General features: G+C 61.3%; 26 protein-coding genes and 1 tRNA gene. 14 read left to right on the top strand and 13 right to left on the bottom strand.

Annotated elements, in window-relative coordinates:
- Window positions 1–39 precede the first annotated feature (39 nt).
- From RLW55_RS05990 to RLW55_RS05980, 3 genes are read right to left on the bottom strand one after another with little or no spacing between them, the layout of a single operon-like run.
- A complete protein-coding gene (locus RLW55_RS05990; protein WP_423415863.1) occupies window positions 40–1,569 on the bottom strand; it encodes a hypothetical protein in 1,530 nt (509 codons plus the stop codon).
- Complete coding sequence (locus tag RLW55_RS05985) at window positions 1,569–2,408, bottom strand: hypothetical protein (RefSeq protein WP_423415862.1); 840 nt, start codon at window positions 2,406–2,408, stop codon at window positions 1,569–1,571. Before RLW55_RS05985 ends, RLW55_RS05990 begins: the two co-directional genes overlap by 1 nt.
- A complete protein-coding gene (locus RLW55_RS05980; RefSeq protein ID WP_423415861.1) occupies window positions 2,393–2,650 on the bottom strand; it encodes a hypothetical protein in 258 nt (85 codons plus the stop codon). The genes RLW55_RS05985 and RLW55_RS05980 overlap by 16 nt, the downstream gene beginning before the upstream one ends.
- Before the next feature lie 499 nt (window positions 2,651–3,149).
- Between RLW55_RS05980 and RLW55_RS05975 the strand changes: the two genes are divergently transcribed.
- Window positions 3,150–3,809 (top strand): hypothetical protein, encoded by a 660-nt coding sequence (locus tag RLW55_RS05975; protein WP_423415860.1) that lies wholly within the window; start codon window positions 3,150–3,152, stop codon window positions 3,807–3,809.
- 74 nt (window positions 3,810–3,883) lie between these two features.
- Window positions 3,884–4,285 carry a hypothetical protein gene (locus tag RLW55_RS05970; protein ID WP_423415859.1) on the top strand — a complete coding sequence of 134 codons (402 nt, stop codon included), beginning with the start codon at window positions 3,884–3,886 and terminating at the stop codon, window positions 4,283–4,285.
- 130 nt (window positions 4,286–4,415) lie between these two features.
- On the opposite strand, the gene RLW55_RS05965 is transcribed toward RLW55_RS05970, so the two are convergent.
- Window positions 4,416–4,721, bottom strand: coding sequence for a hypothetical protein (locus RLW55_RS05965; RefSeq protein ID WP_423415858.1), 306 nt, complete (start codon window positions 4,719–4,721; stop codon window positions 4,416–4,418).
- 206 nt (window positions 4,722–4,927) lie between these two features.
- Between RLW55_RS05965 and RLW55_RS05960 the strand changes: the two genes are divergently transcribed.
- Together RLW55_RS05960 and RLW55_RS05955 are read left to right on the top strand one after the other, a co-directional pair.
- The gene (locus RLW55_RS05960; protein WP_423415857.1) at window positions 4,928–5,380 is read left to right on the top strand and encodes a hypothetical protein; all 453 of its coding nucleotides are present in this window, start codon (window positions 4,928–4,930) and stop codon (window positions 5,378–5,380) included.
- A 209-nt stretch (window positions 5,381–5,589) separates the two neighbouring features.
- Window positions 5,590–6,444: a hypothetical protein gene (locus tag RLW55_RS05955; RefSeq protein WP_423415856.1), complete on the top strand. Its 855-nt coding sequence runs from the start codon at window positions 5,590–5,592 to the stop codon at window positions 6,442–6,444.
- Between the two features lie 61 nt (window positions 6,445–6,505).
- On the opposite strand, the gene RLW55_RS05950 is transcribed toward RLW55_RS05955, so the two are convergent.
- On the bottom strand, window positions 6,506–8,410 hold the full coding sequence (locus RLW55_RS05950; RefSeq protein ID WP_423415855.1) for a DUF262 domain-containing protein: 1,905 nt from the start codon (window positions 8,408–8,410) through the stop codon (window positions 6,506–6,508).
- Window positions 8,411–8,645: 235 nt separating this feature from the next.
- Here RLW55_RS05950 and RLW55_RS05945 point away from each other — a divergent pair, with 235 nt between their 5' ends.
- Window positions 8,646–9,233: a hypothetical protein gene (locus RLW55_RS05945; RefSeq protein ID WP_423415854.1), complete on the top strand. Its 588-nt coding sequence runs from the start codon at window positions 8,646–8,648 to the stop codon at window positions 9,231–9,233.
- A gap of 8 nt (window positions 9,234–9,241) precedes the next feature.
- Window positions 9,242–9,475, top strand: a complete 234-nt coding sequence (locus RLW55_RS05940) for a helix-turn-helix domain-containing protein (protein ID WP_423415853.1) — start codon at window positions 9,242–9,244, stop codon at window positions 9,473–9,475.
- A gap of 109 nt (window positions 9,476–9,584) precedes the next feature.
- Here the strand turns inward: RLW55_RS05940 and RLW55_RS05935 are convergent, their stop codons facing one another.
- Complete coding sequence (locus RLW55_RS05935; protein ID WP_423415852.1) at window positions 9,585–9,899, bottom strand: helix-turn-helix transcriptional regulator; 315 nt, start codon at window positions 9,897–9,899, stop codon at window positions 9,585–9,587.
- Between the two features lie 358 nt (window positions 9,900–10,257).
- On the opposite strand from RLW55_RS05935, the gene RLW55_RS05930 reads away from it, so the two are divergent.
- Together RLW55_RS05930 and RLW55_RS05925 are read left to right on the top strand one after the other, a co-directional pair.
- The gene (locus RLW55_RS05930; RefSeq protein ID WP_423415851.1) at window positions 10,258–10,422 is read left to right on the top strand and encodes a hypothetical protein; all 165 of its coding nucleotides are present in this window, start codon (window positions 10,258–10,260) and stop codon (window positions 10,420–10,422) included.
- The gene (locus RLW55_RS05925; protein WP_423415850.1) at window positions 10,419–11,069 is read left to right on the top strand and encodes a hypothetical protein; all 651 of its coding nucleotides are present in this window, start codon (window positions 10,419–10,421) and stop codon (window positions 11,067–11,069) included. Before RLW55_RS05930 ends, RLW55_RS05925 begins: the two co-directional genes overlap by 4 nt.
- Window positions 11,070–11,141: 72 nt before the next feature.
- Here the strand turns inward: RLW55_RS05925 and RLW55_RS05920 are convergent.
- A tRNA-Ala gene (locus RLW55_RS05920) sits at window positions 11,142–11,217 on the bottom strand.
- A gap of 251 nt (window positions 11,218–11,468) precedes the next feature.
- Here RLW55_RS05920 and RLW55_RS05915 point away from each other — a divergent pair.
- The 3 genes from RLW55_RS05915 to folD are packed head-to-tail and all read left to right on the top strand — an operon-like array spanning window position 11,469 to window position 13,014.
- Window positions 11,469–11,759 (top strand): YggT family protein, encoded by a 291-nt coding sequence (locus tag RLW55_RS05915; RefSeq protein ID WP_013950096.1) that lies wholly within the window; start codon window positions 11,469–11,471, stop codon window positions 11,757–11,759.
- On the top strand, window positions 11,756–12,106 hold the full coding sequence (locus RLW55_RS05910; RefSeq protein WP_423415849.1) for a DUF167 family protein: 351 nt from the start codon (window positions 11,756–11,758) through the stop codon (window positions 12,104–12,106). Before RLW55_RS05915 ends, RLW55_RS05910 begins: the two co-directional genes overlap by 4 nt.
- Before the next feature lie 23 nt (window positions 12,107–12,129).
- Window positions 12,130–13,014, top strand: a complete 885-nt coding sequence (gene folD / locus RLW55_RS05905; protein WP_423415848.1) for a bifunctional methylenetetrahydrofolate dehydrogenase/methenyltetrahydrofolate cyclohydrolase FolD — start codon at window positions 12,130–12,132, stop codon at window positions 13,012–13,014.
- A gap of 69 nt (window positions 13,015–13,083) precedes the next feature.
- On the opposite strand, the gene RLW55_RS05900 is transcribed toward folD, so the two are convergent.
- The 6 genes from RLW55_RS05900 to RLW55_RS05875 all read right to left on the bottom strand — a co-directional run bounded on the left by RLW55_RS05900 (window position 13,084) and on the right by RLW55_RS05875 (window position 19,218).
- Complete coding sequence (locus tag RLW55_RS05900; protein WP_423415847.1) at window positions 13,084–13,287, bottom strand: KTSC domain-containing protein; 204 nt, start codon at window positions 13,285–13,287, stop codon at window positions 13,084–13,086.
- A 26-nt stretch (window positions 13,288–13,313) separates the two neighbouring features.
- Window positions 13,314–14,843 (bottom strand): YifB family Mg chelatase-like AAA ATPase, encoded by a 1,530-nt coding sequence (locus RLW55_RS05895; protein WP_414464236.1) that lies wholly within the window; start codon window positions 14,841–14,843, stop codon window positions 13,314–13,316.
- A gap of 94 nt (window positions 14,844–14,937) precedes the next feature.
- Entirely contained in the window at window positions 14,938–15,135 is a 198-nt protein-coding gene (locus tag RLW55_RS05890; RefSeq protein WP_013950108.1) for a hypothetical protein, read from the bottom strand.
- A gap of 188 nt (window positions 15,136–15,323) precedes the next feature.
- Complete coding sequence (locus RLW55_RS05885; RefSeq protein WP_423415846.1) at window positions 15,324–15,821, bottom strand: hypothetical protein; 498 nt, start codon at window positions 15,819–15,821, stop codon at window positions 15,324–15,326.
- A gap of 41 nt (window positions 15,822–15,862) precedes the next feature.
- On the bottom strand, window positions 15,863–16,813 hold the full coding sequence (gene gshB / locus RLW55_RS05880; RefSeq protein WP_423415845.1) for a glutathione synthase: 951 nt from the start codon (window positions 16,811–16,813) through the stop codon (window positions 15,863–15,865).
- Between the two features lie 170 nt (window positions 16,814–16,983).
- A complete protein-coding gene (locus RLW55_RS05875) occupies window positions 16,984–19,218 on the bottom strand; it encodes a primosomal protein N' (protein ID WP_423415844.1) in 2,235 nt (744 codons plus the stop codon).
- Between the two features lie 107 nt (window positions 19,219–19,325).
- Between RLW55_RS05875 and fsa the strand changes: the two genes are divergently transcribed.
- From fsa to RLW55_RS05860, 3 genes are all read left to right on the top strand, one after another.
- Entirely contained in the window at window positions 19,326–19,982 is a 657-nt protein-coding gene (gene fsa / locus RLW55_RS05870) for a fructose-6-phosphate aldolase (RefSeq protein WP_423415843.1), read from the top strand.
- A 15-nt stretch (window positions 19,983–19,997) separates the two neighbouring features.
- A complete protein-coding gene (locus tag RLW55_RS05865; protein ID WP_423415842.1) occupies window positions 19,998–21,422 on the top strand; it encodes an FAD-binding oxidoreductase in 1,425 nt (474 codons plus the stop codon).
- A gap of 64 nt (window positions 21,423–21,486) precedes the next feature.
- Entirely contained in the window at window positions 21,487–22,461 is a 975-nt protein-coding gene (locus RLW55_RS05860) for a tyrosine recombinase XerC (RefSeq protein ID WP_423416383.1), read from the top strand.
- Window positions 22,462–22,470: the final 9 nt, after the last annotated feature.

Below are 22,470 nucleotides of genomic sequence, written 5' to 3'. Positions count from 1 at the left end.
AGCCGACCGATCGATGGCTGCTGCGCGCCATACCAATGATTATTCGCCTTTCAGCATTCTCCGCATACCCGCATATTTGGCTTCCAACTGCTCCCAGGTGCTGCCCCCCGCCGCGGTGAACTTCGCGCGGTTCATAGCGAGGTCGTCCAGGCGGTTGACCGGCATCCCGTCCGAGGCTTCACGCACCCAATCCGTCAAGCGGTTGTCCTCGTCGGTGAGGAAATTGGCGAGGTCGCCGCGCGTGGGCGAGGCGTAAAACACCACGACGCCGCCCGCGAGGCTCACGTTCACGTGGGGGAACACCTGTGCCAGCGTGCGGAAGCTGATGAGCGACACCTTGGAGAACGGGTCGGTTTCCTCGACCCGGACCGACAACACGCCGTCATCCGCGAGGTTCCGGCGGATGTTCAGGTACATCTCCGCCGAGAACAGGTGCGTGGCGCTCATGTTCTGCATCCAGGCCACATCCATGGCCACCGCGTCGTACTTTGGCAGCGTGGGATTGCGTTCCGCGAAGTAACGGAACCCGTCATCGATCGTGGTGGTCACGCGCGGATCGCTGGGATTCGTCGGCAGCAACGGCCAAAAGGACTTCTGCGCGGCGGGCATCTCGGGGTTGATCTCGATGAGGTCCATGTGGGATTTGGCCGATATCGCGTCCACCATCGCGGCCAACGTCAAGCCGCAACCCAGGCCGATGTTGGCCACGTTGAGGTCGGCGCGCCCGCTGGCGGGGATCATCATGCGGATGGGCATCGCCCCCAATCTCCACGATGTGGAATCGGCGTTCTCGGCGGGTTGGTCCGTCACAACGCAGAGCGGACGGCTGTCGATGTTGAGACCGAGGTTGCGCCCCGGTTTCCCGGTGATGGAAATGAGCCCGTAGGGCGAACGGCGGCTGTAGACCAACGCCTCACCCGCGCTCCTTTCGGCGATGGGCATGCCCTCGACGGCAATCACTTGCGGCTTGGCCGCCAGGGTGGGACCTGTTGCCTGAAGGAACAACACCATCAGCATTCCCGCCGCCGCAATGGCTGTCCCCACTCGCCGCGGTTTCATGATCACCGCAAGGGCCACCACCTGCGCCAGCAGCAGGCCATGGAATGCCGCCGCGATGCCGAAATGCGGGATGAGCCAGAAGCCGCCCACCAGCGCGCCGAGCACCGACCCGGCGGTGTCCGCCATGAACACGCGCTGCGCGTGGTCGTTCGTGGCGCTCCGCATCAGTCGTGTGATGGTGGCACCGCTCATGGTGGCAAGCGATATCCCGCCGACGGCCGTCAGCGCAATGAGCGCCGGCAGGCTGAACCAGACGATCCCCATGCGCCACACGAGGATTTCTGCCAGCAATGTTATTGCGGCCGCGCCTGCGAGGAGTGTCCGGATGCCGAGACGGCGCTTCCGTGCCCAGGTGGCACCCAGCCAAAACCCGGCGAGGTGCAGCGTGATGATGCTGGCGGCCGTGTATTCCGAATTGGCGACGTAGAAGAAGATGATGCGGTTGAAGATGAATTGACCCAGCAGCGACCACGCGCCAACGGCAAAGGCAAGAGCGATATCGGCGCGCATCAGTTCCAGGTGATTGTCACGCGGCCAACTGCGCCCGCGCCACCGTCATAGGTCGAATTCCCACCGACGCCACCAGCCCCCACCGTGGCGTTCACCGACGTCCCTACGGTATAGACGCCGGATGCATAGGATCGTGTCGTGTAGCCGCCACCGCCACCACCACCGCCCCTGGCAGTGCTGCCGCCCATTACAGCCAGGAAATAACCTCCACTACCGCCGCCGCCTGGTGCCGATCCGGGCTTTCCAGGCTTATTGTTTCCGGAGGAACCACCTCCAGAACCGCCATTGGCGCCAGCGCCCCCCACAGTGGCCGTACCTGCAGCGCCCGTGGTGTTAGTCGTACCGCCGGAAGCTGTGCCACCAGCCCCTCCGCTCGCGCTCGTTGGAGCATGAACCCCACCATTCGCAACAAGGGCACCATCAAAGTTTGAGGCTCCGCCGGTTGTACCGGCTTTGCGGGATCCACTGGTGGCTCCAGCACCTCCCCCACCCCCACCCCACACCTGTACGGTCAGGGTGTTGTAGCAAGGAATAGTGAAGCTGAAGCTGCCCGCCGTGGTGTAGCTCTGCGACCCGGGAGTGACGGTGCAGCCGCAGTTGGCGATGGTGATGCCGGGCGTGGAGGCGTTGTAGAATGCGGCCCATTCCGTGCTGGTCTTCGTGGGGACGAAGATCGCCTTGCCGGTGGGGCTGTTGTTGGCGACGTTCTTGCAGACGCTCCACTCGGTGATGTCCTGGTTGGTGCCGTGGTTGACCTGGTATCCTGTCGCGGCGGTGAGCAGCACCGCCGCAAGCGCGCAGACAAGCAGTCGCGCGGCTGCTCTCATTTGTTGGTGCAATCTTCGATTTTCAGGACGCCGGGAAATGCCTCAAGGGCGGTATTGAAGATTTCCGCAGAGGATATCGGCAAATAAACCAGGCCCGATGAAACGTTGCTCACCCGCACACATGTCCCACCGAGGTCGGTCTCAATCGTCGCGGCCGGGTGGAGAAGCAGATAATGTCCGGAAGCTGTTTTAACGGCCGCGTGCGCGGTCGCCGCGAGGGCGGCAATCAACACCAGGGGCAGAATAGGCTTCACGCGTCCATTGTGGCGGGCAACGCGTAATAATCAAGCGTGGTTGCCTACGCGATGGGCGCCGCTGGTCTGCCCGTCTCGATGCCGCCAAAAGATAAGGCGCCAATCCGGGGGGCAGATTGGCGCCATGATGGGCTCAGGACGGGGGTGCGTTGAGCCCAATTCGCCGCCCGTGAGGGAACGGACGGGATGTCGCCACTGTAGCCATTTTCTCAACCAAAAGAATATTAATTTATGCTCACGATCCAAAAAAGCCGCAGCGGGCGATATGGTTTCTTTCACAACCCATTCCGCCGCGCCGAAAAGCGGCGCAATACGATTCCAATTCGCAATGCAATAATTGGGGCATTTCGGGCGCAGCGCTTCAGCCCATGCCCATCGTTCCGCTCCATGGCGATGTCATTTGCACATTGACAACATGCCCCACCGGAATCTCCACGGCCGGCAATGTCAGTTTCCCTTCCCTGTGCTCTCATAAAGGAACGAAGGAAAGAGAACCCAAGTGCGTACCCTCGTTTTCACCACCATGGTCCTGGCCGCGGCCGCCACATCGTCCTCGGCATTGGAAGCCTCCGCCGGCGCTGACACGATCAACGCCAGCCAGATCGGCCTCAACGCCAAGATCGAGGCAGGCAACACCGTGCTGCAGACCGGCCTCAACAACGTCATCGCCTGCAACAAGGACGGCAAGCTGTGGACTGCGTCCGGATGCATCCCCGTGGACGAGCCCCTCGCGAAAAAGATCGCCGGCTGCACCACCGACAAGAAGTTCTACGACCAGAACACCGGCGCCTGCATGGACTCCGCCCCCGACCTCACCGCCCAGCTCAACACCACCAACGACACGATGGCCAAGCTCATCGCCTGTTACAATGCGCACGGCACGTTCAATGCCTCGACCAGCCAGTGCGCGAGCGGCGGTTCGGGCGCCGTAAAGGTCGTCGGCACCTACGGCAGCACCATGAAGAACAAGAACTCCACCACGATAGGCCCCTACAAGGCCGACCTCTGCATGCTGAGCTATCAGTGGACGTCCGCGTTCGACAACCCCGTGCTGGGATGTAAGATTACCGGCGGTCCCGGTGCCTGGAAGCTGACGACGATCAGTTCCTACAGCCGCCAGCAACAGAGCTGCTCGATAACCTGCTTCAACCTCAACTGACCCATCCGCAGGCAGTGAATTTGCCCGATGGGCTGTGAGGCCTTAGAAGTGATTGGGAAAGAAAGCAGCCTCCCATGAAATTCCTGTCTTTGCTTGCTTGCGGCCTGTTCGCCGTTGGCACCTCCGCATGCGCGTCCATCGTCGACGGTCAGAACCAGGCGCTATCGGTCAACACCATTCCCAAAGGAGGCGCGATCTGCAAACTCACCAACGGAAAGGGCACTTGGTACGTCAACAACACGCCCGGCACCGTGACAGTTACGCGCGGCTACGACGATATGGTGACCAGTTGCGAACTCAAGGGTTACGGCAGCGGTTCGACGGCGTCGAAGTCGAGCACCAAGGGGATGGCGGCGGGAAACATCATCTTCGGGGGCATTATCGGTGGAGGTGTCGATATGGCGACAGGCGCAGCCTATGACTACCCGAGCGAGATCACCGTGGAGCTGCATCCGGAAACGGCCGCCAACAAATAGGGTTGTTAGAGACAACACCTCACGCGCCACCGCGTTTCTTCGCCGACCTGGACGGCATGGCATGCGAGCCATGGCCGAGATGGCGGCAGGGAAAGCATCAATGATGTCCGGCTGAGCGTTGCCGCGTCCTTCATCGCCGACGCGATGGAGGATGCGGTAGTCCCAGTTCGTCCTGATGGACCGCGTGCGTCGTTTTCTTGCGGCGGGCCACGATGTAGGCCTTCGCGGCGGTGATGAGGTTCTGAACGGCCTCGCGGCGCCGCTCTCCCGTCAGTCCTTCCCTGACAATGCCAAAGGTCGAAGGTTCCGTGCTGAGCCGATAGAGGGTTCGCGCCGGATCCTTCAAGAGCGCACGGACGAGGACGAACCGGCCCTCGTAGAGCCGCGCGGCCGCCAGGTGCATGATGTGGAAGAAGGGGCTTGTTCCACGTTTCACGGTGTGTTTGCTTTCACAAGCAAAGCTTAGGCACCTTTTGCGCCGTCTTCAAAGCCGGCTGCGATTTTCGATGCTCACATTTTAATCACCCCGTCTTTTCACGCACCGCGAGCGCGCGCACGCTTTCCCCAAAGAAAGCATCGCGCCTGCCGCGCCCGTGGCCGCTCCTGGGAGAACGCCAAAGTCCGGATGAACTCGCCGCGCGCGTGGCATTCCACCTCCATCGCCTCGGCCTGTCCACGACATCGCTGCGCGCGGCGGGATTGTCCCGCGACCTGGCGCGAAGCGTCCGCGAGGGGCGTGTGTCCCTCGGCGCCGCCGATACGGCATGGCTCTATCAGAACCTCGCGCTGGACGACGGGCAACTGACGCGTGCGCTGACCGACGACGAACGCGCCGTTTGGGATTTCTACCGCGTATCAGCCAGGCATCCGGTGGCCGTTTGGCAAAACGCCGCCACCGCGTGGCGTCCTCATCTTTCCGCAAGCGACGTCAGCGCTGTGATCGGTCACAGCCGCCGGACCATCGAATCCGTTGTCGCGGGAAAGACACGCCGGCCGGTCTTAACGTACGAGCCCGCGTCGCGCCTTGCGGAGGCATTGCATCTCGAAGCAGGCGCTGACGCCTTCATTTCCGGACTTCCTCCGCATCCGAGATAACCTGCCGACATGAGACCGCGAAGTTGGGCGGATTCAGCGCCGCGCCGCAATCGCGCCGTTGTGTCTGCCATCTTTAGCCGCCCGGTGCTGCGTGCTTCGACGCGTCGCGCGGGGTCAAGCGGGCTCCCGGCCTCACCCGTGCCGGGACGTTCCGCCGGCCGTCTTGGAGCGCGCGGCACCACCTTGTCGGTAACAAGTGAGGTGCGTCCATGACCCTACGCAATACCCGCCGCGAGCTTTCCCATGTCATCGCCGGCCGGACTGTCGAAGGCAGCCCAAGCGATCTCCCCCACCTGCCGTTCTCGAAAAGCGAAAACATTTTTAACGTCGCGGCCGTGGCCGCCGATCTGATGATGCGCATCCTGTCCTCGCGCCGGAAGTTGCCGCCGGAAGAAAGGACGCAAGTTCTTTGGAAACTCGCGGCATATGTTTCCAAGGCCGGTGTCCGTCAGGAGTCGCCAAGCTTTTTCACGCGTTCTGCCCACGCGGCTCAATTCCTCGTTGATAAGCCTCGTCTCATCACCAGCCGCATGGGCATGGGTAAGATCATCGAGCTTAGCTTGCAGGGCCAGCGGAGCCGGGAAAACCGGTTGGCTCAGGAACGCGCCAACCGCCAAGAGTTGGCTCGCGCGGAGCCGGGCTTCTTCATCCCAAGCAAATATTCAGCGGAGAATGCCCCTCCCCGACCAATCACCTGGCTTTCGCTCGATCGCAATTTCCGGCTTGAAGAGCTTGTGCATCCGGCCCACCTCGTCGAGGAAGGCGTTCACATGCATCATTGCCTCAGCTGGAAAACGGACGACTATTGGCGGTCAATTCGCAGTGGTAGTCGCCGCATCTATTCACTTCGGCGGGGATCTGAATACCTCGCCACGTTCACGCATATGGACCAGAGCCTTACCGAGCTTACCGTGCGATGTGCGAGGGAAGATGCCGTCATCAACGCGCTGGCCGATGCCTACCGGCATATTGACAGGATCTACGGGCCTCTGGGTTTCGCGTTGCGCGATGGCAACCATTCGCGTCTGCGGGCCGCTCTCGCCGCGCACCTCGACGGGCCATGAGCGCGGCCCCTACCCTCACCGTGTCCTCGAAGGCCTTGCGGCGGAAGCCGCGACGCCTTCGTCACGGCGCAGGGTACGCCCAGACTTTCACAGCAAGGTCCGCAAGTCGGTCCGCACGGTTTCTGATTTCCACCTCGTCCCAACTTGTCTGGTCGAGGATGTCGAGGTTCAAGGCAAGAAGGCTTTGCTTCAACCACGGCGCTTTCTCTTTGAACGCGCTATTCGAGGCTGCCGTATTGCCAGGTACGGTGATAAGCGTGAGGTTGCCCAAGGTATGAAGCAAACCCTCCCGCGATGAGATTGCCGCGACCATCTCCTTATCGAGGCCAACCTTGTCAGCAGGACATGCTCGTCCGTCAGGAAGCTTCCAATTCGTCATCCATGTTTGCGGGAGAACGTGTTCGATGGACATGCTGTCGGGTCTGCCGGTTTTGACCGTGTACTTCGTGCGTGACGCCAATTCGAGTTCCCACAGGATGTCTGCCAACCGGTCCTTGCGCGCGAATTGCAGATAGACGGGGCTCGTCCTGATGGCGTTCCTGAATTCGATATCCGACGGGAAACGGACAGTGGGCCCGGTTTGATCGGCAAAAGCCGAAGCGAAGGCCTGAACCGAAACGCCAGTTTCCGCCATCGACGTCACAAGCCGCTGAAACGTCTTGTTCAGATTCTTCGGCGTAAGGCCGCACACGGCCCGGCGAACCAGATATGAATAGATCAGACGGTAGATCCGGGATTTTTCTTCGTCATCCGCATCGGACGCGGCGACGGCAAAGACAAACGGATAGGCCGTCGTCACTTCCCATGTCCGCAGTTTTTCGCCGAGTATCTCAAGGTCTCCGCCTCCGTCGCCCTGTTCAAGAGCCACGTAGGTAGGCACGAACTTGAGAAGCGCATCCAACTCCGTCTCGACGGTCGCGAAGCGAAGCTTTCCCTTGGGGCGGGTGAAGGCGCGGTACTCGGCATACAATTCACGAAGCGATATCTCATTTCCCGTCTGGGCACTCAGGGCATGGCTCAGGAAATGGTCAATGCGTGGACGCTTTGGCTTCGCGCGGGGAGAGTCAGCCTTCCAAAAAGGGGAGTCGAACTGTTGCCACTTCCTCTCGAAGAGTTCTTCCGTTGATTCCCCTTGCGCGGTTGCCCGGTGAAAGATGTTGTTCCGGACCAGGTCCATCGCCAGGAGCGGCTCCGCCTGGCTGTTCAGCGTTTCAAAGATGACTTGAGCGTCATCCGTATCCTCCAAGGTGATGACCACGACCTTGAGGTGATTCAGCAAAGCTTCAAGAAGCGCCTGCAGGCGAGAAAGTTTGACGCCGGAGTCTTCGTCCGCAAAAGAGCGGTCGTCCAGGATATCGAAATCCTCTTCGTTGGCCAAGCCAGTGCCGACAAATCGGATGATCTTATCGATAAAGAACGCCATGGCGCGCACCGTATTGGGTGCGTTGTTCTGGATGACGTTGCCGTTCTTGAAAAAGAACGACGGATGCGTCTGGCGGACCTTTTGCAGGCCGTCCTTCATCAGTTCTTGAAAGATGGCCCGATCGTCACGCGTCGGCACCAGCTTGTAGGTTGCGTCTTTTTCGGAATCGCCGCTCATCGGCCGGTTGAAAATGTAGTCATGCACGGATTTGGCGATGTCCGGGAATCCGAGCTTCGCGCTAGCCTCGCGTATCGCCGCCAGAAAGATCTGGAATGTCGTCAGCCGCTGCTGACCGTCGACGACCTGAACCCGTGGCGTAGCTCCGATGATGTAGCCGTCCGAACCGGGCGCGAGAATAAGCGCCCCCATATAGTGGCTGAACTTTGGTTTGCCATCCAGAGCCTCTTGCGCCTTGGCGACAACGTCATCCCAGAATGGCTGGAGCCGTTGTGTCTGCCATTGATATTGCCGCTGATAGACGGGCACGATGAAACGGCGCTGATCGCCCAATATGGCGATCACTTTGTGATCTTTTGCGTCCATGGATTCTCCCCACCCCGTACATTGCCAAACTGCTTCGCTCTGGCAAATAGAAAAAAGACCCCTTGCCGAGTGGGCATGCAGGGATCGTATCCGCCGTCGCCCGACGAGGGAGGTGGCATCCTTTTCTTCACCTTGCGACATGCCATTGCTTGAAGTTGCTCACTTCGTGAGCAGTTGCATTGACCGTGTATGCAATGCCGCGCAGCCTCTTCACGCAACACCCAAAGGAGGCGCCATGACACAACCCACTGGCAATTTCATTGCCTATCTCAACCGCGACAAGGAACCCGGCGACAAGAAGCCGGCCTTCGACGGCCGCATCGGCATCCCTGGCCGCGACGAGGAGCTGCGCTTCGCCATCTGGGCACACGAGTACAAGACCCCCTCCACCGGCGAGGTGCAGATCATGTTCAACGGCCAGGCCGGCAATGTTGCCACCAGCGCCGCGCCGCTTGACCAGGTGGCGACGCTCCTCAAGGCTTCGCCCGAAGGCGCCGAGGCGACGATCGGCAATCTGACGCTGGCACCGCGCCAGGTCGTGCTGTTCCCGAACCGCTTCAAGGCCGAGGCCCCCGAGAAAGACCGGCCGGACTATTGGGGCGCCTTCAATCCCGGCAACGGCGATCCCGTCGTCCGCATCAGCGCCTGGACCAAGAAGGACCGCAACGGCCACGCGATGCTGGCGGGGGCGACGAGCTATCCCCTGCCCGGCAAGTCCGAGCCGCAACAGCAGGACGCCACGATCGATTCCCTGGTTGCGGCCGGAGCGGTGTCCAAGGGCATGCCGAAAACCAAAGCAAAAGCCGTCACAGGGCGCGCCTAGCTCTCTGCATGCCGCGCGGAAAGCCCTCTCAATGGCACGTCGATGTTGGCGCGAGACTGCGCGAGCGTCGGCGTGTCCTGGGGTGGTCGATGGCTGAGGTGGCTAAGGATCTCGATGTAAGCTGGCAAATGTATGCGCGTTACGAGAACGGCACAGCACGCTTGCCGGCTGATGCCGCGGTGACCCTTGGGGATTTGTTTGGAATGGATTTGTTGGTGTTGCTGGGGGTTCGTCAGAAGTGACGGGCCGCCCCGGCTGGCGCCGGCCGCGCTGTCGTGAACCGAGCCGCGATGCGTCTCGGCCCGGTGGGCGTCCATCGCTGGCGGGATTCTACCCCGGAGCAAATACTGTTTATGGCAGTGGATTCGGTCCGCACGCCGACATCAAATGCATATCGACCCACGTTTCAAGGTCGCGCCGGCGATAAAGGATTTTGGCCCTCTTTCGGCTGCCCAACTTGTAGAAGCGCGGTCCTCTTCCTTCCCTCCTCCAATCCTCCAGCGTCCGAACGTGAGAGCGAAGAAATGATGCTGCCTCCTTGGGCACATGGAATGTCTTGCCCTCGAGCCCGCGATCACCATTCTCGGCGCGCGAACTGGCCAATACCCTGTCACGTTGCTGTGGTGGCACGTTGGGTGCGTTTGACGCCCGGCTGTCACCTTCCATGAAACACCTCCTTTCTGATCATGGTCATCCCCTCTCGCTGATGCCAGCGACCACGATGGCGACGATGTGGGACGGAAACCGGACTCCGCGATGCACTTGTCCACTGTCATTCGCAGGGAGGCATCGTTTCTGTGCGCGGTTCGGGTCAGCCTTTTGTCTTCTTTCACGACCCCGCCGTCGGCTCCAACGTCGCACGGTGACGGAGGCCGCCGCCGCGACAAGGCCGGCTGCAGACAGGGCCCTCCCCATCTTCGCCGCCTCACGGTTTCAGCCTTGTCGCGCCGGCTTTTGAGCCTCCGTCTCTTCGCTGGCGACGGAGCCGCACAGGGCGGGTCCTTTCACAGTGAAAGACAAAGCGATGACACTCTCACCCCTCGACCACGAATTCCTGGCGGGTCTCATTCCGTGGGAACGGCGCGATCTCAGCGATCAGGAGTTCGGCGATCTCGTCGACGCTTGGTACGCGCAGGATCATTTCGACGGCAATCCCGTCTATCAGGTCGAACCGGAGGCGTTCGCATGAGCCTGCACCTCCCTCCCCGCGCCTTCCGCGACTCCTATCGCTGGCTTGGGGAGCCCACTCCCCTTCCCTACCGGGCTGACGGACGCCTTCATCCGTCACGCGCGCCGTATGAATTTTATCCGACGCCGCCGCAGGCGACGCGTGCGCTCCTATCGCTTGAGTCGTTCAGCGGCAGTATTTGGGAACCTGCATGCGGGCGCGGTCATATCAGCAAGGTGCTCGAGGCGGCCGGACACAAAGTCATTTCAACTGATCTCGTGCAGCGGGATTTCGGAATCGGTGGCGTGGATTTTCTTCGTGAAACATCCACCCGTGCGAAGCACATCATCACCAACCCGCCTTATGGGCGTGGTCTTGCCGATGCGTTCGTGGAACATGCCCTTGCGCTTACCGAGGATACCGGTGGCAAAGTCGCGATGCTGCTCAATCTCGCTTCGCTCGCGCATCCTGCGCGCCATGCGCTGTGGACTCGGCATCGACCCGCGCGCGTGATTGTGCTCGATGAACTCGTCTGCTGGCCGGAAGATGATCCCTCGCGCGCGACGCGTCTCACCGCGTCCCATCGCTACTGCTGGGTTGTGTGGTCGCCTGAGACCGCCAAACACACGGCGCTGGATTGGGTCAGTACGCGCGACTTCCGCGCGTAGCAGGATGTTAGCTATGCGTTAGCTACTGGTTTCGGGAGAAACATCAGCGTTTCGATAAGGCACTGGAAACATTGGTGGAGCCGAGGGGAATCGAACCCCTGACCTCTGCAGTGCGATTGCAGCGCTCTCCCATCTGAGCTACGGCCCCGGATGCGCGGCATTTAGGGTTCGCCCTGAGTAGTTGTCAAGAAATCCGCTCCGCTCGTCGGCATCCTAGGGCACGGGACGGCGGACGGCCGTTTGCGCGGAAACTGCGACAATCGCGCTAGACTTTGGGTACCCTGATAACCCCATTCGCAGTTCGGGTGCGAAAGTCTGGACACAAGTCGGGCCAAAGGCTTGCAGGGGGCAGGGTGTCGGGGCTACATGGCGCAACGACACCAAATTGCGGGACGGCGAATGCTCGAGCTTCTGGGCTTTATCAACTATCTCATCACGCTTTATACCTACGTCGTTATTGCCGTGGTGATCGTCAGCTGGCTCATGGCATTCGGGGTGGTTAACCCCTACAATCCGATCGTGCGGTCGATCTGGCAGGCGCTCAACGCCGTGACGGAGCCACTGCTCGCCCCTATTCGCAATGCGATGCCGAACATGGGCGGGCTCGATATCTCGCCGGTGATCTTGCTGCTCGCCTGTTATTTCATCCAGACTGTCGTGCTGCCGAACATCGCCAAGGCCGTCGTGTGACGGCGGCGTCCGGCGGCGCGCAGTCGGCTGACAGCGCCTGGCGGCACGATACCGCGTGCGTCATTGCGCGCTTCCGCTTAACGCCAAAATCCAGCAAAGAGGCGGTTGACGGGATTGTCGAAACCCCCGACGGTCCGGCCTTTCAAGCGCGCGTGCGCGCAATTCCCGAGGATGGAGCGGCGAACCGAGCTCTCGAAGAGCTCGTGGCCCGATGGCTGGGCGTGGCGAAGCAGTCTGTTTCGCTCGCTAAGGGCGGGAAATCACGGCTCAAATCCTTACGGATATCCGGCGATCCGGACGAACTCGACAGACGATTGCAGGACCGGATAGGCGAATTCAAAAAATAGGAAAACGAGGAGGAACGAGAGGAATGTCAGCCCAGGTCATCGATGGAAAAGAGATTGCGGCGAAGGTCCGCGCCGAGGTGGCGGCGGAAGTCGCGCGGCTTCAGAAAGAACATGGGCTGAAACCCGGCCTCGCGGTCGTGCTCGTTGGCGAAGACCCCGCGAGTAAGGTCTATGTTGCGAACAAAGCGAAGCAGACCGTCGAAGTTGGCATGAACTCGTGGGAGCACCGGCTTCCCGCCGAAACGAGCGAAGCGGACGTGCTCTCGATGGTCGAGAAGCTGAACAACGATCCGGCCTGCCACGGCATTCTGGTGCAGCTGCCGCTGCCCAAGCACATCAACGCCGAAAAGGTTCTGAACCTCATCAACCCTGACAAGGACGTCGACGGTTTCCATCCGGTGAACGTCGGCCGTCTTTGGGTCGGCGAGCGGGCGCTGGTCCCCTGCACGCCGACGGGTTCGGTGATCCTGGCCAAGACGGTGCATCAGAGCCTGTCGGGTATGAATGCCGTCGTGATCGGGCGTTCCAACATCGTCGGTAAGCCCGTAGCCGCGCTGCTGCTACGCGAGAACTGCACCGTGACGATCGCGCATTCGCGAACGAAGGATATCGAGAGCGTCGTCAGAGGTGCCGACCTTGTGATTGCTGCCGTCGGCATTCCCGAGATGGTCAAGGGTAACTGGATCAAACCGGGCGCGACCGTTATCGACGTCGGCATCAACCGCGTGCCATCGGAAGGCGGCAAGACGAAAATCGTCGGTGACGTGGCTTACGCGGAATGTGCGCAGGTTGCGGGCGCGATCACGCCGGTTCCGGGCGGCGTCGGACCGATGACGATTGCGTGTCTGCTCCGCAATGCGGCGCAGGCGGCAGCGATGCAGGCCGGCGTCAAGTCGGTGTTCGGCTGAGATCAGCGAGACAGCGAGTTGTGAATGTTTTGTTCGTCCGGGGCCTTCGGGTCCCGGATTTTTTTGGACCTAATGGCGTTCGCTTTCGTAGTGGTCGCGAATATGGGTGTTGAAATATTCGCCCGCTGACGATGCCGTGACCAGAGCATCGAAAACGTGGCCCGGGACGCCGAAATAGGTGTAGTGCCGGTCCGTCCGGAAGGTGACATCGAGTGTTCGTGCTTCGGGATCGTAGTCAGCGGACTTGATGACCGAGGAGCGCGGAAATTCCATTTCTGTTCCTCGTGTTTCAACCTTGCTTATGCGGCACGCGCCTGGCGCAGGGTTTCGCCGCGGTAGCTTAAGGCCTCTGCGACGTGAGCCCGGGCGACGTTTTCTGAGCCTTCAAGATCGGCAATAGTTCGCGCAACTTTCAGCGTGCGGTGAAAGCCGCGCGCGGAGAGGCCGAGCGTCTCGGCTGCGCGGCGAAGCAACGCGACGCCGGCCTCATCCGGCATTGCGGTTTGTTCGAGCAGAGCGGCTGAACAGTCGGCATTGGTGCGTACACCTCTGGCACCCAGCGCCGCGAAGCGCGCGAGCTGACGGTCACGCGCGGCGGCAACGCGGATGCGAACTTCGGAACTGCCTTCGGATGGGGCGGGCAAGACCAGATCGGCCGCAGAGATTGCGGGCACCTCTATTTGCAGATCGATGCGATCGAGCAGCGGACCTGAGACGCGCGCCTGATAGTCGGCAGCGCAGCGGGGTCCGCGCCGACACGGCTCGCCAGGATTACCGCCACCGCACTTACAGGGGTTCATCGCGGCGATGAGCTGGATTCGCGAGGGATAGGAAATCCGGTGGTTTGCTCGGGCAATGACAGTTTCGCCGGCTTCCAACGGCTGCCGCAATGCGTCGAGCACGTTGGGCTGGAATTCCGGCAGCTCGTCGAGAAACAGCACGCCGTGGTGCGCGAGCGAGACTTCTCCGGGGCGTGGGCGCGAGCCGCCGCCGACCAGCGACGCCATGCTGGCGGAATGATGCGGCGCGCGGAACGGACGCTCGACTGTCAACTTGCCGCCCATCAGTTCACCGGCGAGCGAATGCACCATCGAGACCTCAAGGATCTCTTCAGGTTGTAGCGGCGGTAATATTGACGGCAGGCGCGAAGCCAACATCGATTTGCCGGAGCCCGGCGGGCCGATCAGAAGGAGATTGTGATTTCCAGCCGCCGCAATTTCGAGAGCCCTTTTGGCGGTCTCCTGGCCTTTGATATCGCGAAGGTCGGCGGCGTAATTCTGAACAGGGAGAACGTTCGGCTTTGGCCGCGACAGGGTCTGCATGCCTTTGAAGTGATTGACGAGCGATAGCAAATGCGGGGCTGCTAGAATGTCGATCTCTTCGCTGGCCCAGGCGGCTTCCGGCCCGGTGGCGGCCGGACAGATCAGACCCTTGCCGAGCGCATTGGCGCCAATAGCAGCCGGTAGGGTGCCCGGCACGGCGCGGATCGAGCCGTCCAGCGCCAGCTCGCCGATGGCGGCATAGTTCGCTATGGCGTCGGGCGCGATCGCCTCCATGGCCGACATCATCGCGAGTACGATCGGCAGGTCGAAGTGACTGCCCTCCTTCGGCAGGTCAGCAGGTGCGAGATTGACGGTGATGTGCTTGAAAGGGAGGCCGAGGCCTACAGCGTGAAGGGCGTTCCTGACCCGCTCCCGGCTTTCGGCCACGGCTTTGTCGGGGAGCCCGACGATCGCGAAGGCCGCTGCACCGGGCGTGACCCGAACTTGCACCTCGACCGGGCGCGCCTCGATGCCAATGAACGCGAGTGTTGAGATCTGGCCGTACATGCCTGCCCCCGAAAACCCCTCGTTTCCAGGCAATCACGGCGGCGAGCCAAAGGCAAGAACAAATGTCGAACAATTTGTTGAGTAGAGGCTGTGTTCATTCCGGCGCGATCTCTCTGACGCCCAGGGGAGATAGTCCGTGGCCGCCATCGGGTCCCTCAACAATCCATCTTTTCTGGCGCGCGAAAGCGAGAATGGCGGGCAAATTTTGAACGGCGAGGATGTCGGCGGAAGACTTTCCCAGGCCATACAAGGCCTTGAGGTACTCACGAGCTTGTTTCTCGATCTCTTCCATGCGCGCCTCGCTTCATCCGGCGGACAGTACGGAGATCGTCAGCAGGCTAACGGGCCTCAATCTCCAGACCCTCTTAAATTGATATAACCCGAGGGTTGTTCCGCCGATCGGTATTATCACCACGCTCGCGGTCGACATGAGCAGCCCGACAACGCCGATGAGGCTCATGCGCTCGGCCGTCTTTCGGCTCAGCCCTTCGTCATCGCAAGCGTCAGTCCGAGCAGCGACTGCGAATTGACGAATTGGATTTCGACGGCCTGGCGACTGCCCATCACCATGATGTCCATGTTGGCCGTCACGTCGGCGCTTTTCACGATCACGCGGAAGCCCCGTGGAGTGACGTCACCTGTCAAGTCGCCTTCGAAATTGTGAATCGTCTCTTTCCAGTGGCCCGAGAGCTTGCCGCCGGTTTCCTTAACATTGCTGATGATCTCAACGTTGCCGCCCGAAGTCGCGCAGCGGATCGTTTGCTTCATCTCGTTTTCCGAGCCTGCCGTGAGGTAGGTGGCGCGGCATTTGATTTTTTCGGGTGGGCTCGATTTGTAGCCGATCATGCCAGAGCCGCTCCAACGGCCGATCAGCGACGCGAAGGGCGATGCCGTTACGGCATTGGCTTCCTCGATAGGAATTGCGGCTGCAAAACTGAAGGCAGTGGCTGCGGCACCTGCGATCATGATTGATTTCATCGTGATGTCCCTTGCTGCCCCGTCCGCCTCAAATCCGCGCTTCACACTTTCGCTTGTCGTTTTGCTTCGATGACGTCCCAAATCATCGCCGCGATGTCGTTGCCGCCAAAGGCCTTCACCTGCCGGATACCCGTTGGCGATGTCACGTTGATCTCGGTGATGTAGAGCCCGATGACGTCGATGCCTGTAAAAATAAGTCCGCGGCGTTTCAGTTCCGGCCCGAGGCGCGCGCAGATTTCGCGGTCGCGCGCGGTGAGCTCGACCGGTGCAGCGGTGCCGCCGACGTGCAGGTTCGAGCGCGTCTCACCGGCTTGCGGAACACGATTGATAGCGCCTGCGACTTCGCCGTCGACGAGAATGATGCGCTTGTCGCCGTCTTTCACTTCGGGGCGATATTCCTGGACCATGAAGGGCTCGCGGAAAACGGTTTGAAACAGTTCGACGAGAGAGCCGAGGTTGCCGTCTTCGGGCTTGATGCGAAATACTGCAGCGCCACCGTTGCCATAGAGCGGCTTGATGATGATGTCTTTGTATTCGGCGCGGAACGACTGCACGTCGGCGAGCGAACGTGTGACGAGCGTCGGTGGCATCAGATCGAGGAAATCAAGGACGAAAAGCTTCTCCGGCGCGTTGCGAACGTGCGCAGGGTCATTCACCACCAGCGTCTTGGGATGGATGCGTTCCAACAGATGCGTCGTCGTGATGTAAGCCATATCGAATGGCGGGTCCTGGCGCAGCAGGACAACATCGCGCTCGCTCAAATCGACGACGCGCGGATCCGACAAGGCATAGTGCGCGCCGTGCTTGTCCTCGACTTTCAGAGTTTGCCCGCGCGCGAGTAGCTTACCTTGGCGAAGCGCCAAATCGGGCGGGGTGTAATAGAAAATGTCGTGCCCGCGTTTTTGCGCTTCGAGCAGAATGGCGAAGGTCGAATCGCCGCGAATATCGATGCGGTCGATCGGGTCCATCTGAACGGCTATGCGGAGCGGCATGTCAGGCTTTCAAGGACGTTGCATTTCGGGCGCGCCTGAGTGGCGTGCAGCCCCACGTCGTTTATACGATTTGACGCCGTCGCGGAATGACATGAACGACGCGTCTCACGATGCCGTCGCGCTTATGGCAAACATGCCGCAGAGCCTGCGGATGCGCGCGATTTGCGGCCTCAAAGGAAATTGTAGGGGTCGATATCGACAGTGATGCGGACATCGGATTTCAGTTTTGGAATCGTTCCAGCCCAGGCGCGCAGATAGCTTTGCAAATCGACGTCGCGTGGGGCTTTGACGAGCAGGCGCCAGCGATAACGACCACGCACGACCGAGATCGGCGCCTCCGACGGGCCCAAAACTGAGATTGCCTCGCTTTGCGGCGCACGGCGGGCGATGTCGCGCGCGACGGTTTCCGTCAGCGCCTTGTCGCGCGATGAAATGATGATCGCAGCCAGACGGCCGTAGGGCGGCAAAATGCCGGCCTGCCGCGTGCGCACTTCGTAATTCAGGAAGGCGTCGCGGTCACCGGCAACGATCGCCTGCATGACGGGATGTTCGGGTGCATAGGTTTGCACCAAGCCACGACCGACGAAGCTCGTGCGCCCAGCGCGGCCCGTCACCTGGTGCAAAAGCTGGAACGTGCGTTCTGCTGCGCGCGGATCGGCGCCATGCGCGAGACCCAAATCGCCATCGACGACACCGACCAATGCGAGACCCGGAAAGTTGTGGCCCTTGGCGACGATTTGCGTACCGATGATGATGTCGAATTCGCGGGCTTCGATGCTGCGGATGATCTCGCGCATCTCGGTCAAGCCGGGAATCAAATCCGACGAGAGCAGTGCGACGCGCGCATCGGGAAAGCGCTCGGCGACTTCCTCTTGCACGCGCTCCACGCCGGGACCGCAGGCGACGAGCGAGCCGGGTGTCGCGCACTTCGGGCACTTCTCGGGCAGCGCGAGCGAAAAGCCGCAATGATGGCAGGTCAGTTTTTTCTTGAAGCGATGCTCGACGAGCCAAGCTGTACATTGCGGACATTCGAGGCGATGGCCGCAGGACCGGCAAAGCGTCAACGGCGCGTAGCCGCGACGATTGAGAAAGAGCAGCGATTGCTGGCCTTTCTCCATCGTCTCGGTGATGCCTTGAACGAGGCGCTGCGACAGCCACTTGCCCGGTTCCAGTTTCTCCGACCGCAAATCGATTGCGGAGACGTCCGGCATTTCCACGCCCGAGAACCGCCCCGGCAGCACGGCGTGGCGATAGCGCCCGATCAGAGCGTTGACGTGGCTTTCGATCGATGGCGTAGCGGAGGCGAGCACAACGGGGAACTTTCCAAGGCTGCCACGTACGACGGCCATGTCGCGGCCCTGGTAGTGCACGCGATCATCTTGCTTGAAGCCCTGGTCATGCTCCTCGTCGACGACGATCAGGCCGAGCTGGCAAAACGGCAGGAAGAGCGCGGAACGAGCGCCGACGACGCAACGCACGTCACCGCGCGCGACGCCCTTCCAGATGCGGCCGCGTTCGGCGGGGCTCAAAGCCGAATGCCATTCGACAGGCCGGACGCCGAAGCGGCGCTCAAACCGATCGAGAAACTGGCTCGTCAGCGCAATTTCAGGGAGCAGGATGAGCGTTTGCTGTCCCGCTTCAAGCGCACGGGCCACGGCTTCGAAATAGACTTCCGTCTTGCCCGATCCCGTCACGCCATCGAGCAGCGTGACCGAGAAATTCTGCGCATCGACAGCGCTTTTGAGGGAGTCGACGGCGCGGGTCTGGTCCGCTGTGAAGGTCGCCGTCGCATGCGCTGGATTGGGGCGCGGGAAGACGCGCTCGGGGATCGCGACTTCAACGAGCATGCCGGCCGCCGCGAGGCCGTCGATCACGCCGGTCGAACAACCCGCGAGATGGGCGAGATCGGATTTGGCGCGCACGAGGCCGTCGGCGGCCACATCCAGCACGCGGGTGCGGGCGGGCGTCATTTTGGCGGGCGGCGCAGCGCCGTCCACGATCGCGACGCCAAAGCGATGCTTGGGCGGCTCGAATGCGGTATCGGCGCTCATCATCATGCGGACGACCATGCCCAGCGGCGCCAGCGTGTACCGGGCCACCCATTCCGCGAACCGCATGGAAATTTCGGGGAGGGGAGGGGCGTCAATGCCGCTGGTCAGCGCTTTCATTTTCTTGGGATCGACCGGCTTGCCATCACCGCGCGGGCCGTCCCAGACGATGCCAATGCGGGTCTGCGGCCCAAACGGCACGAGCACGAAGGATCCGGGGCCTGCTTCCATGCCTTCCGGTACCAGATAGTCGTAAGTCTGGTCGAGCGCGACCGGCATCAATACCGGCACGCTGCGGGCGCCGGGGTTCGCGCCGTTATCCAGGATTTCAAGCAGGCTATCCAAAGGGGCGTTCAACGGACTAGAAGCTTCCTCCGAGAATCGGTCGTGCTAGGTTTGCCCCTAACTTGGGGCGCACGGAAGGCAGATTCCCCAGACTTAAGGGACGAGCTGAGGAGAAAGAAATGAAATTCTTCGTCGATACCGCCGACGTGGCCGAGATCAAGGAGTTGGCGGCGACGGGCCTGCTTGACGGCGTCACGACGAATCCGACCCTCGTTGCGAAAGCGGGCCGCGATTTCAAGGATATTATTCGGGAGATCTGCGCCGTTGTGCCGGGTCCGGTCTCGGCGGAAGTGGCGGCGACGGATTACGCCAGCATGATGCGGGAAGCGGAAGTGCTGCGGAAGATCGCCAAGAACGTGACGATCAAAGTGCCACTGACGATGGACGGGCTCAAAGCCTGCAAGACGCTGACGAGCGAGGGCACGATGGTCAACGTGACGCTGTGCTTCTCGGCGAACCAGGCGCTGCTGGCGGCGAAGGCCGGTGCGACATTCGTTTCGCCATTTATCGGCCGTCTTGATGATATTGGATTGAACGGTATGGACGTCATTCGCGAGATCCGCACCATCTACGACAATTATCCGGATCTTTCGACGGACATTCTGGCGGCCTCGATCCGCACGGTGAACCACGTCAAAGAAGCAGCCATGATCGGCGCCGATGTCGCCACCATTCCTCCGGCCATTCTGAAGTCACTCGTGAAGCATCCACTGACGGATGCTGGCCTCGCGGCCTTCGTCAACGACTGGAAGAAGACCGGCCAGACCATCGTGTGAGGCAGGCACGAGCACGTGCACTTAAAAACCTTATCCGAAAGCTTGATTGCGCGTTTTGCTGAAATCGTTGGCGAAACGAACGCGCTGACGCGCGCGGAAGATCAAGGCGCATATCTGCACGAATGGCGCGACCGTTATACGGGTTCGACGCCGGTCGTTCTGCGACCGGGCTCGACGGATGAGGTTTCGCGCATTCTGACGCTCGCGCATGCCGAGGATGTCGCGGTCGTGCCGCAAGGCGGTAACACGGGACTCGTCGGCGGACAGATTCCATCGGGCGACGGCAGCGAGATCGTCCTGTCACTTGAGCGGCTCAAGGCCGTCCGCAACGTGGATGCCATCGGCGGCACGATGATCGTCGAAGCGGGCGTGACGCTCACTGAAGCGCAAAATGCTGCAAAAAATGCGGGCCGGCTTTTTCCATTGAGTCTGGCTTCCGAGGGCAGTGCGCAGATCGGCGGCGTGCTGGCGACAAATGCGGGCGGCACCGCTGTTCTCGCCTACGGCAATGCGCGCAGTCTCGCGCTCGGTCTCGAAGCGGTGCTGGCGGACGGACGCATCTGGCACGGCCTCCGGCGCCTTAAGAAAGACAACACCGGTTATGATCTGCGCGATCTTCTGATCGGATCGGAGGGAACGCTCGGCATCATTACCGCTGCGAGCCTCAAGCTGTTCCCGATGCCCGCCGAGCGTGAGACGGCCATCGTCGCCTTCGACACGCCGGACGCCGCGATGAAACTTTTCCGCCGCGCCGAGTCCGAAGCGGGCTCGTCATTGACGGCGTTCGAACTCTGGGCGCATCGGGCGCAAGAGTTTGCACTCAAATACATGCCGAACGTGCGCGATCCGTTCACCGACGATTATCCGTGGTACGCACTGATCGAGCTGTCGCATGGCGGCAAGGGCACGCGAATTGCGAACACCATTGAGCCGCTGCTGACATCGGCGCATGGCCAGGGGTTCATTCGCGACGCCACCATTGCCCGCTCGCTTCGGCAGGCGGAAGATTTCTGGCGGCTGCGCGAGGCGTTTTCGGAAGCGCAAAAAGGTGCGGGCGGCAGCATCAAGCACGACATCTCGGTGCCGATCGCGCGCATTCCCGAATTCCTTCAGCGCGCCGCGAAAGTGGTCGATGGCGTTTGTCCGGGAGCGCGCCCTGTCCCATTCGGACATTTCGGCGACGGCAACCTGCATTACAACGTCACGCAACCCGAGCACATGGATAAGGCGCAATATCTGGCGCTGTGGGATATCATGTCGGACGCGATCTTCGAACTCGTCACCGAGCTTGGCGGCTCGATCTCGGCCGAGCACGGCATCGGGCAAATGAAGCGCGACGTGCTGAAGCGCTATAAGTCCGAGGTCGAGCTCGACATGATGCGGGCGATCAAAAAAGCCCTCGATCCCAAGGCGATTTTGAACCCCGGCAAGCTGCTTTAAGTTGCTGTTAACGGCTTGTTAACCGAACCTGCGAAGGGTCGGGAGGCTTCTTAAGGTGGGGCCGGTGGCACAATCGCTCGACGACATTCTGGCAGGCGACGCGGAGCTGCCGCTCGGTGGCGACCTCAAGCGCGTGGTCGAGGGATGGCTCGATCATATCGTCATCGAGCGGGGGCAGAGCGCGGCGACGCGGGAGGCCTATGCGCGCGACGCCCGGCAGTTTCTTGCCTTCCTCAAATCGTATCTCGGGCATCCGCCGTGCCTTGCCGATCTCGAACGGCTCGACGCGCGAACCCTTCGTGCCTTTCTGGCAAACCGGCGCAAGGCCGGTTTGACATCGCGATCCCTCGCGCGATCGCTGTCGGCGCTGAGGACATTCTTTCGATGGCTCGAACGCGAAGATACAGTGCAAAACCGGGCCGTTTTGCAAGTCGCAGCGCCAAAAATTCCGCATTCGATTCCGAAGCCGCTGACGGTCGAAGGTGCAGCGTCCCTGATCGGACGGGATGCGAGCGATGAAGAAAAAGAATGGATCGCGGCGCGCGATACGGCGGTGCTACTGCTGCTCTACGGCGCCGGTTTGCGCATCAGCGAAGCCCTGAGTCTCACGCCGAAGACCGCTCCGATCAATGGCCGCGATATCATGCACATCCGCGGCAAGGGCGGCAAAGAACGGCTCGTCCCAGCACTGGCCGTCGTGTCGGACGCGATCACCGTGTACATGGGGCTTTGTCCCTATCCGCTTGAGCCCGATGGCCCGCTGTTTCGGGGTGCCAGGGGCGGCCCGTTGTCGCCCCGGCTCATCCAGCTCGCGATGGAAAAACTGCGGCGGACACTTGGCTTACCGGATACTGCGACGCCGCATGCTCTGCGCCACTCGTTCGCCACGCATTTACTTTCAGCGGGGGCCGATTTACGCCAAATTCAGGAGCTTTTAGGTCACGCCTCACTGTCGACGACACAAGTCTATACTGAGGTCAATCGAGACCGGCTGCTGGCCGTTTACGACCAGGCCCATCCACGGGCGGCGCGGCGCTGACATTCATCT

Source organism: Hyphomicrobium sp. B1, from assembly GCF_049532635.1.
Taxonomy (GTDB): Bacteria; Pseudomonadota; Alphaproteobacteria; order Rhizobiales; family Hyphomicrobiaceae; genus Hyphomicrobium_B.
The sequence above is the reverse complement of the archived record's forward strand: the minus strand, read 5'-3'. Positions and strand labels throughout refer to the sequence as shown.

What these genes read in the sequence shown, in the direction of transcription:
- RLW55_RS05970 (WP_423415859.1), top strand. Translation starts at nt 3,884, where the DNA reads ATGAAATTCCTGTCTTTGCTTGCTTGCGGCCTGTTCGCCGTTGGCACC.
- RLW55_RS05925 (WP_423415850.1), top strand. Translation starts at nt 10,419, where the DNA reads ATGAGCCTGCACCTCCCTCCCCGCGCCTTCCGCGACTCCTATCGCTGG.
- RLW55_RS05915 (WP_013950096.1), top strand. Translation starts at nt 11,469, where the DNA reads ATGCTCGAGCTTCTGGGCTTTATCAACTATCTCATCACGCTTTATACC.
- RLW55_RS05930 (WP_423415851.1), top strand. Translation starts at nt 10,258, where the DNA reads ATGACACTCTCACCCCTCGACCACGAATTCCTGGCGGGTCTCATTCCG.
- RLW55_RS05890 (WP_013950108.1), bottom strand. Translation starts at nt 15,135, where the DNA reads ATGGAAGAGATCGAGAAACAAGCTCGTGAGTACCTCAAGGCCTTGTAT.
- fsa (WP_423415843.1), top strand. Translation starts at nt 19,326, where the DNA reads ATGAAATTCTTCGTCGATACCGCCGACGTGGCCGAGATCAAGGAGTTG.
- RLW55_RS05895 (WP_414464236.1), bottom strand. Translation starts at nt 14,843, where the DNA reads ATGTACGGCCAGATCTCAACACTCGCGTTCATTGGCATCGAGGCGCGC.
- RLW55_RS05940 (WP_423415853.1), top strand. Translation starts at nt 9,242, where the DNA reads ATGCCGCGCGGAAAGCCCTCTCAATGGCACGTCGATGTTGGCGCGAGA.
- RLW55_RS05885 (WP_423415846.1), bottom strand. Translation starts at nt 15,821, where the DNA reads ATGAAATCAATCATGATCGCAGGTGCCGCAGCCACTGCCTTCAGTTTT.
- RLW55_RS05900 (WP_423415847.1), bottom strand. Translation starts at nt 13,287, where the DNA reads ATGGAATTTCCGCGCTCCTCGGTCATCAAGTCCGCTGACTACGATCCC.
- RLW55_RS05945 (WP_423415854.1), top strand. Translation starts at nt 8,646, where the DNA reads ATGACACAACCCACTGGCAATTTCATTGCCTATCTCAACCGCGACAAG.
- gshB (WP_423415845.1), bottom strand. Translation starts at nt 16,813, where the DNA reads ATGCCGCTCCGCATAGCCGTTCAGATGGACCCGATCGACCGCATCGAT.
- RLW55_RS05935 (WP_423415852.1), bottom strand. Translation starts at nt 9,899, where the DNA reads ATGGAAGGTGACAGCCGGGCGTCAAACGCACCCAACGTGCCACCACAG.
- RLW55_RS05955 (WP_423415856.1), top strand. Translation starts at nt 5,590, where the DNA reads ATGACCCTACGCAATACCCGCCGCGAGCTTTCCCATGTCATCGCCGGC.
- RLW55_RS05990 (WP_423415863.1), bottom strand. Translation starts at nt 1,569, where the DNA reads ATGCGCGCCGATATCGCTCTTGCCTTTGCCGTTGGCGCGTGGTCGCTG.
- RLW55_RS05950 (WP_423415855.1), bottom strand. Translation starts at nt 8,410, where the DNA reads ATGGACGCAAAAGATCACAAAGTGATCGCCATATTGGGCGATCAGCGC.
- folD (WP_423415848.1), top strand. Translation starts at nt 12,130, where the DNA reads ATGTCAGCCCAGGTCATCGATGGAAAAGAGATTGCGGCGAAGGTCCGC.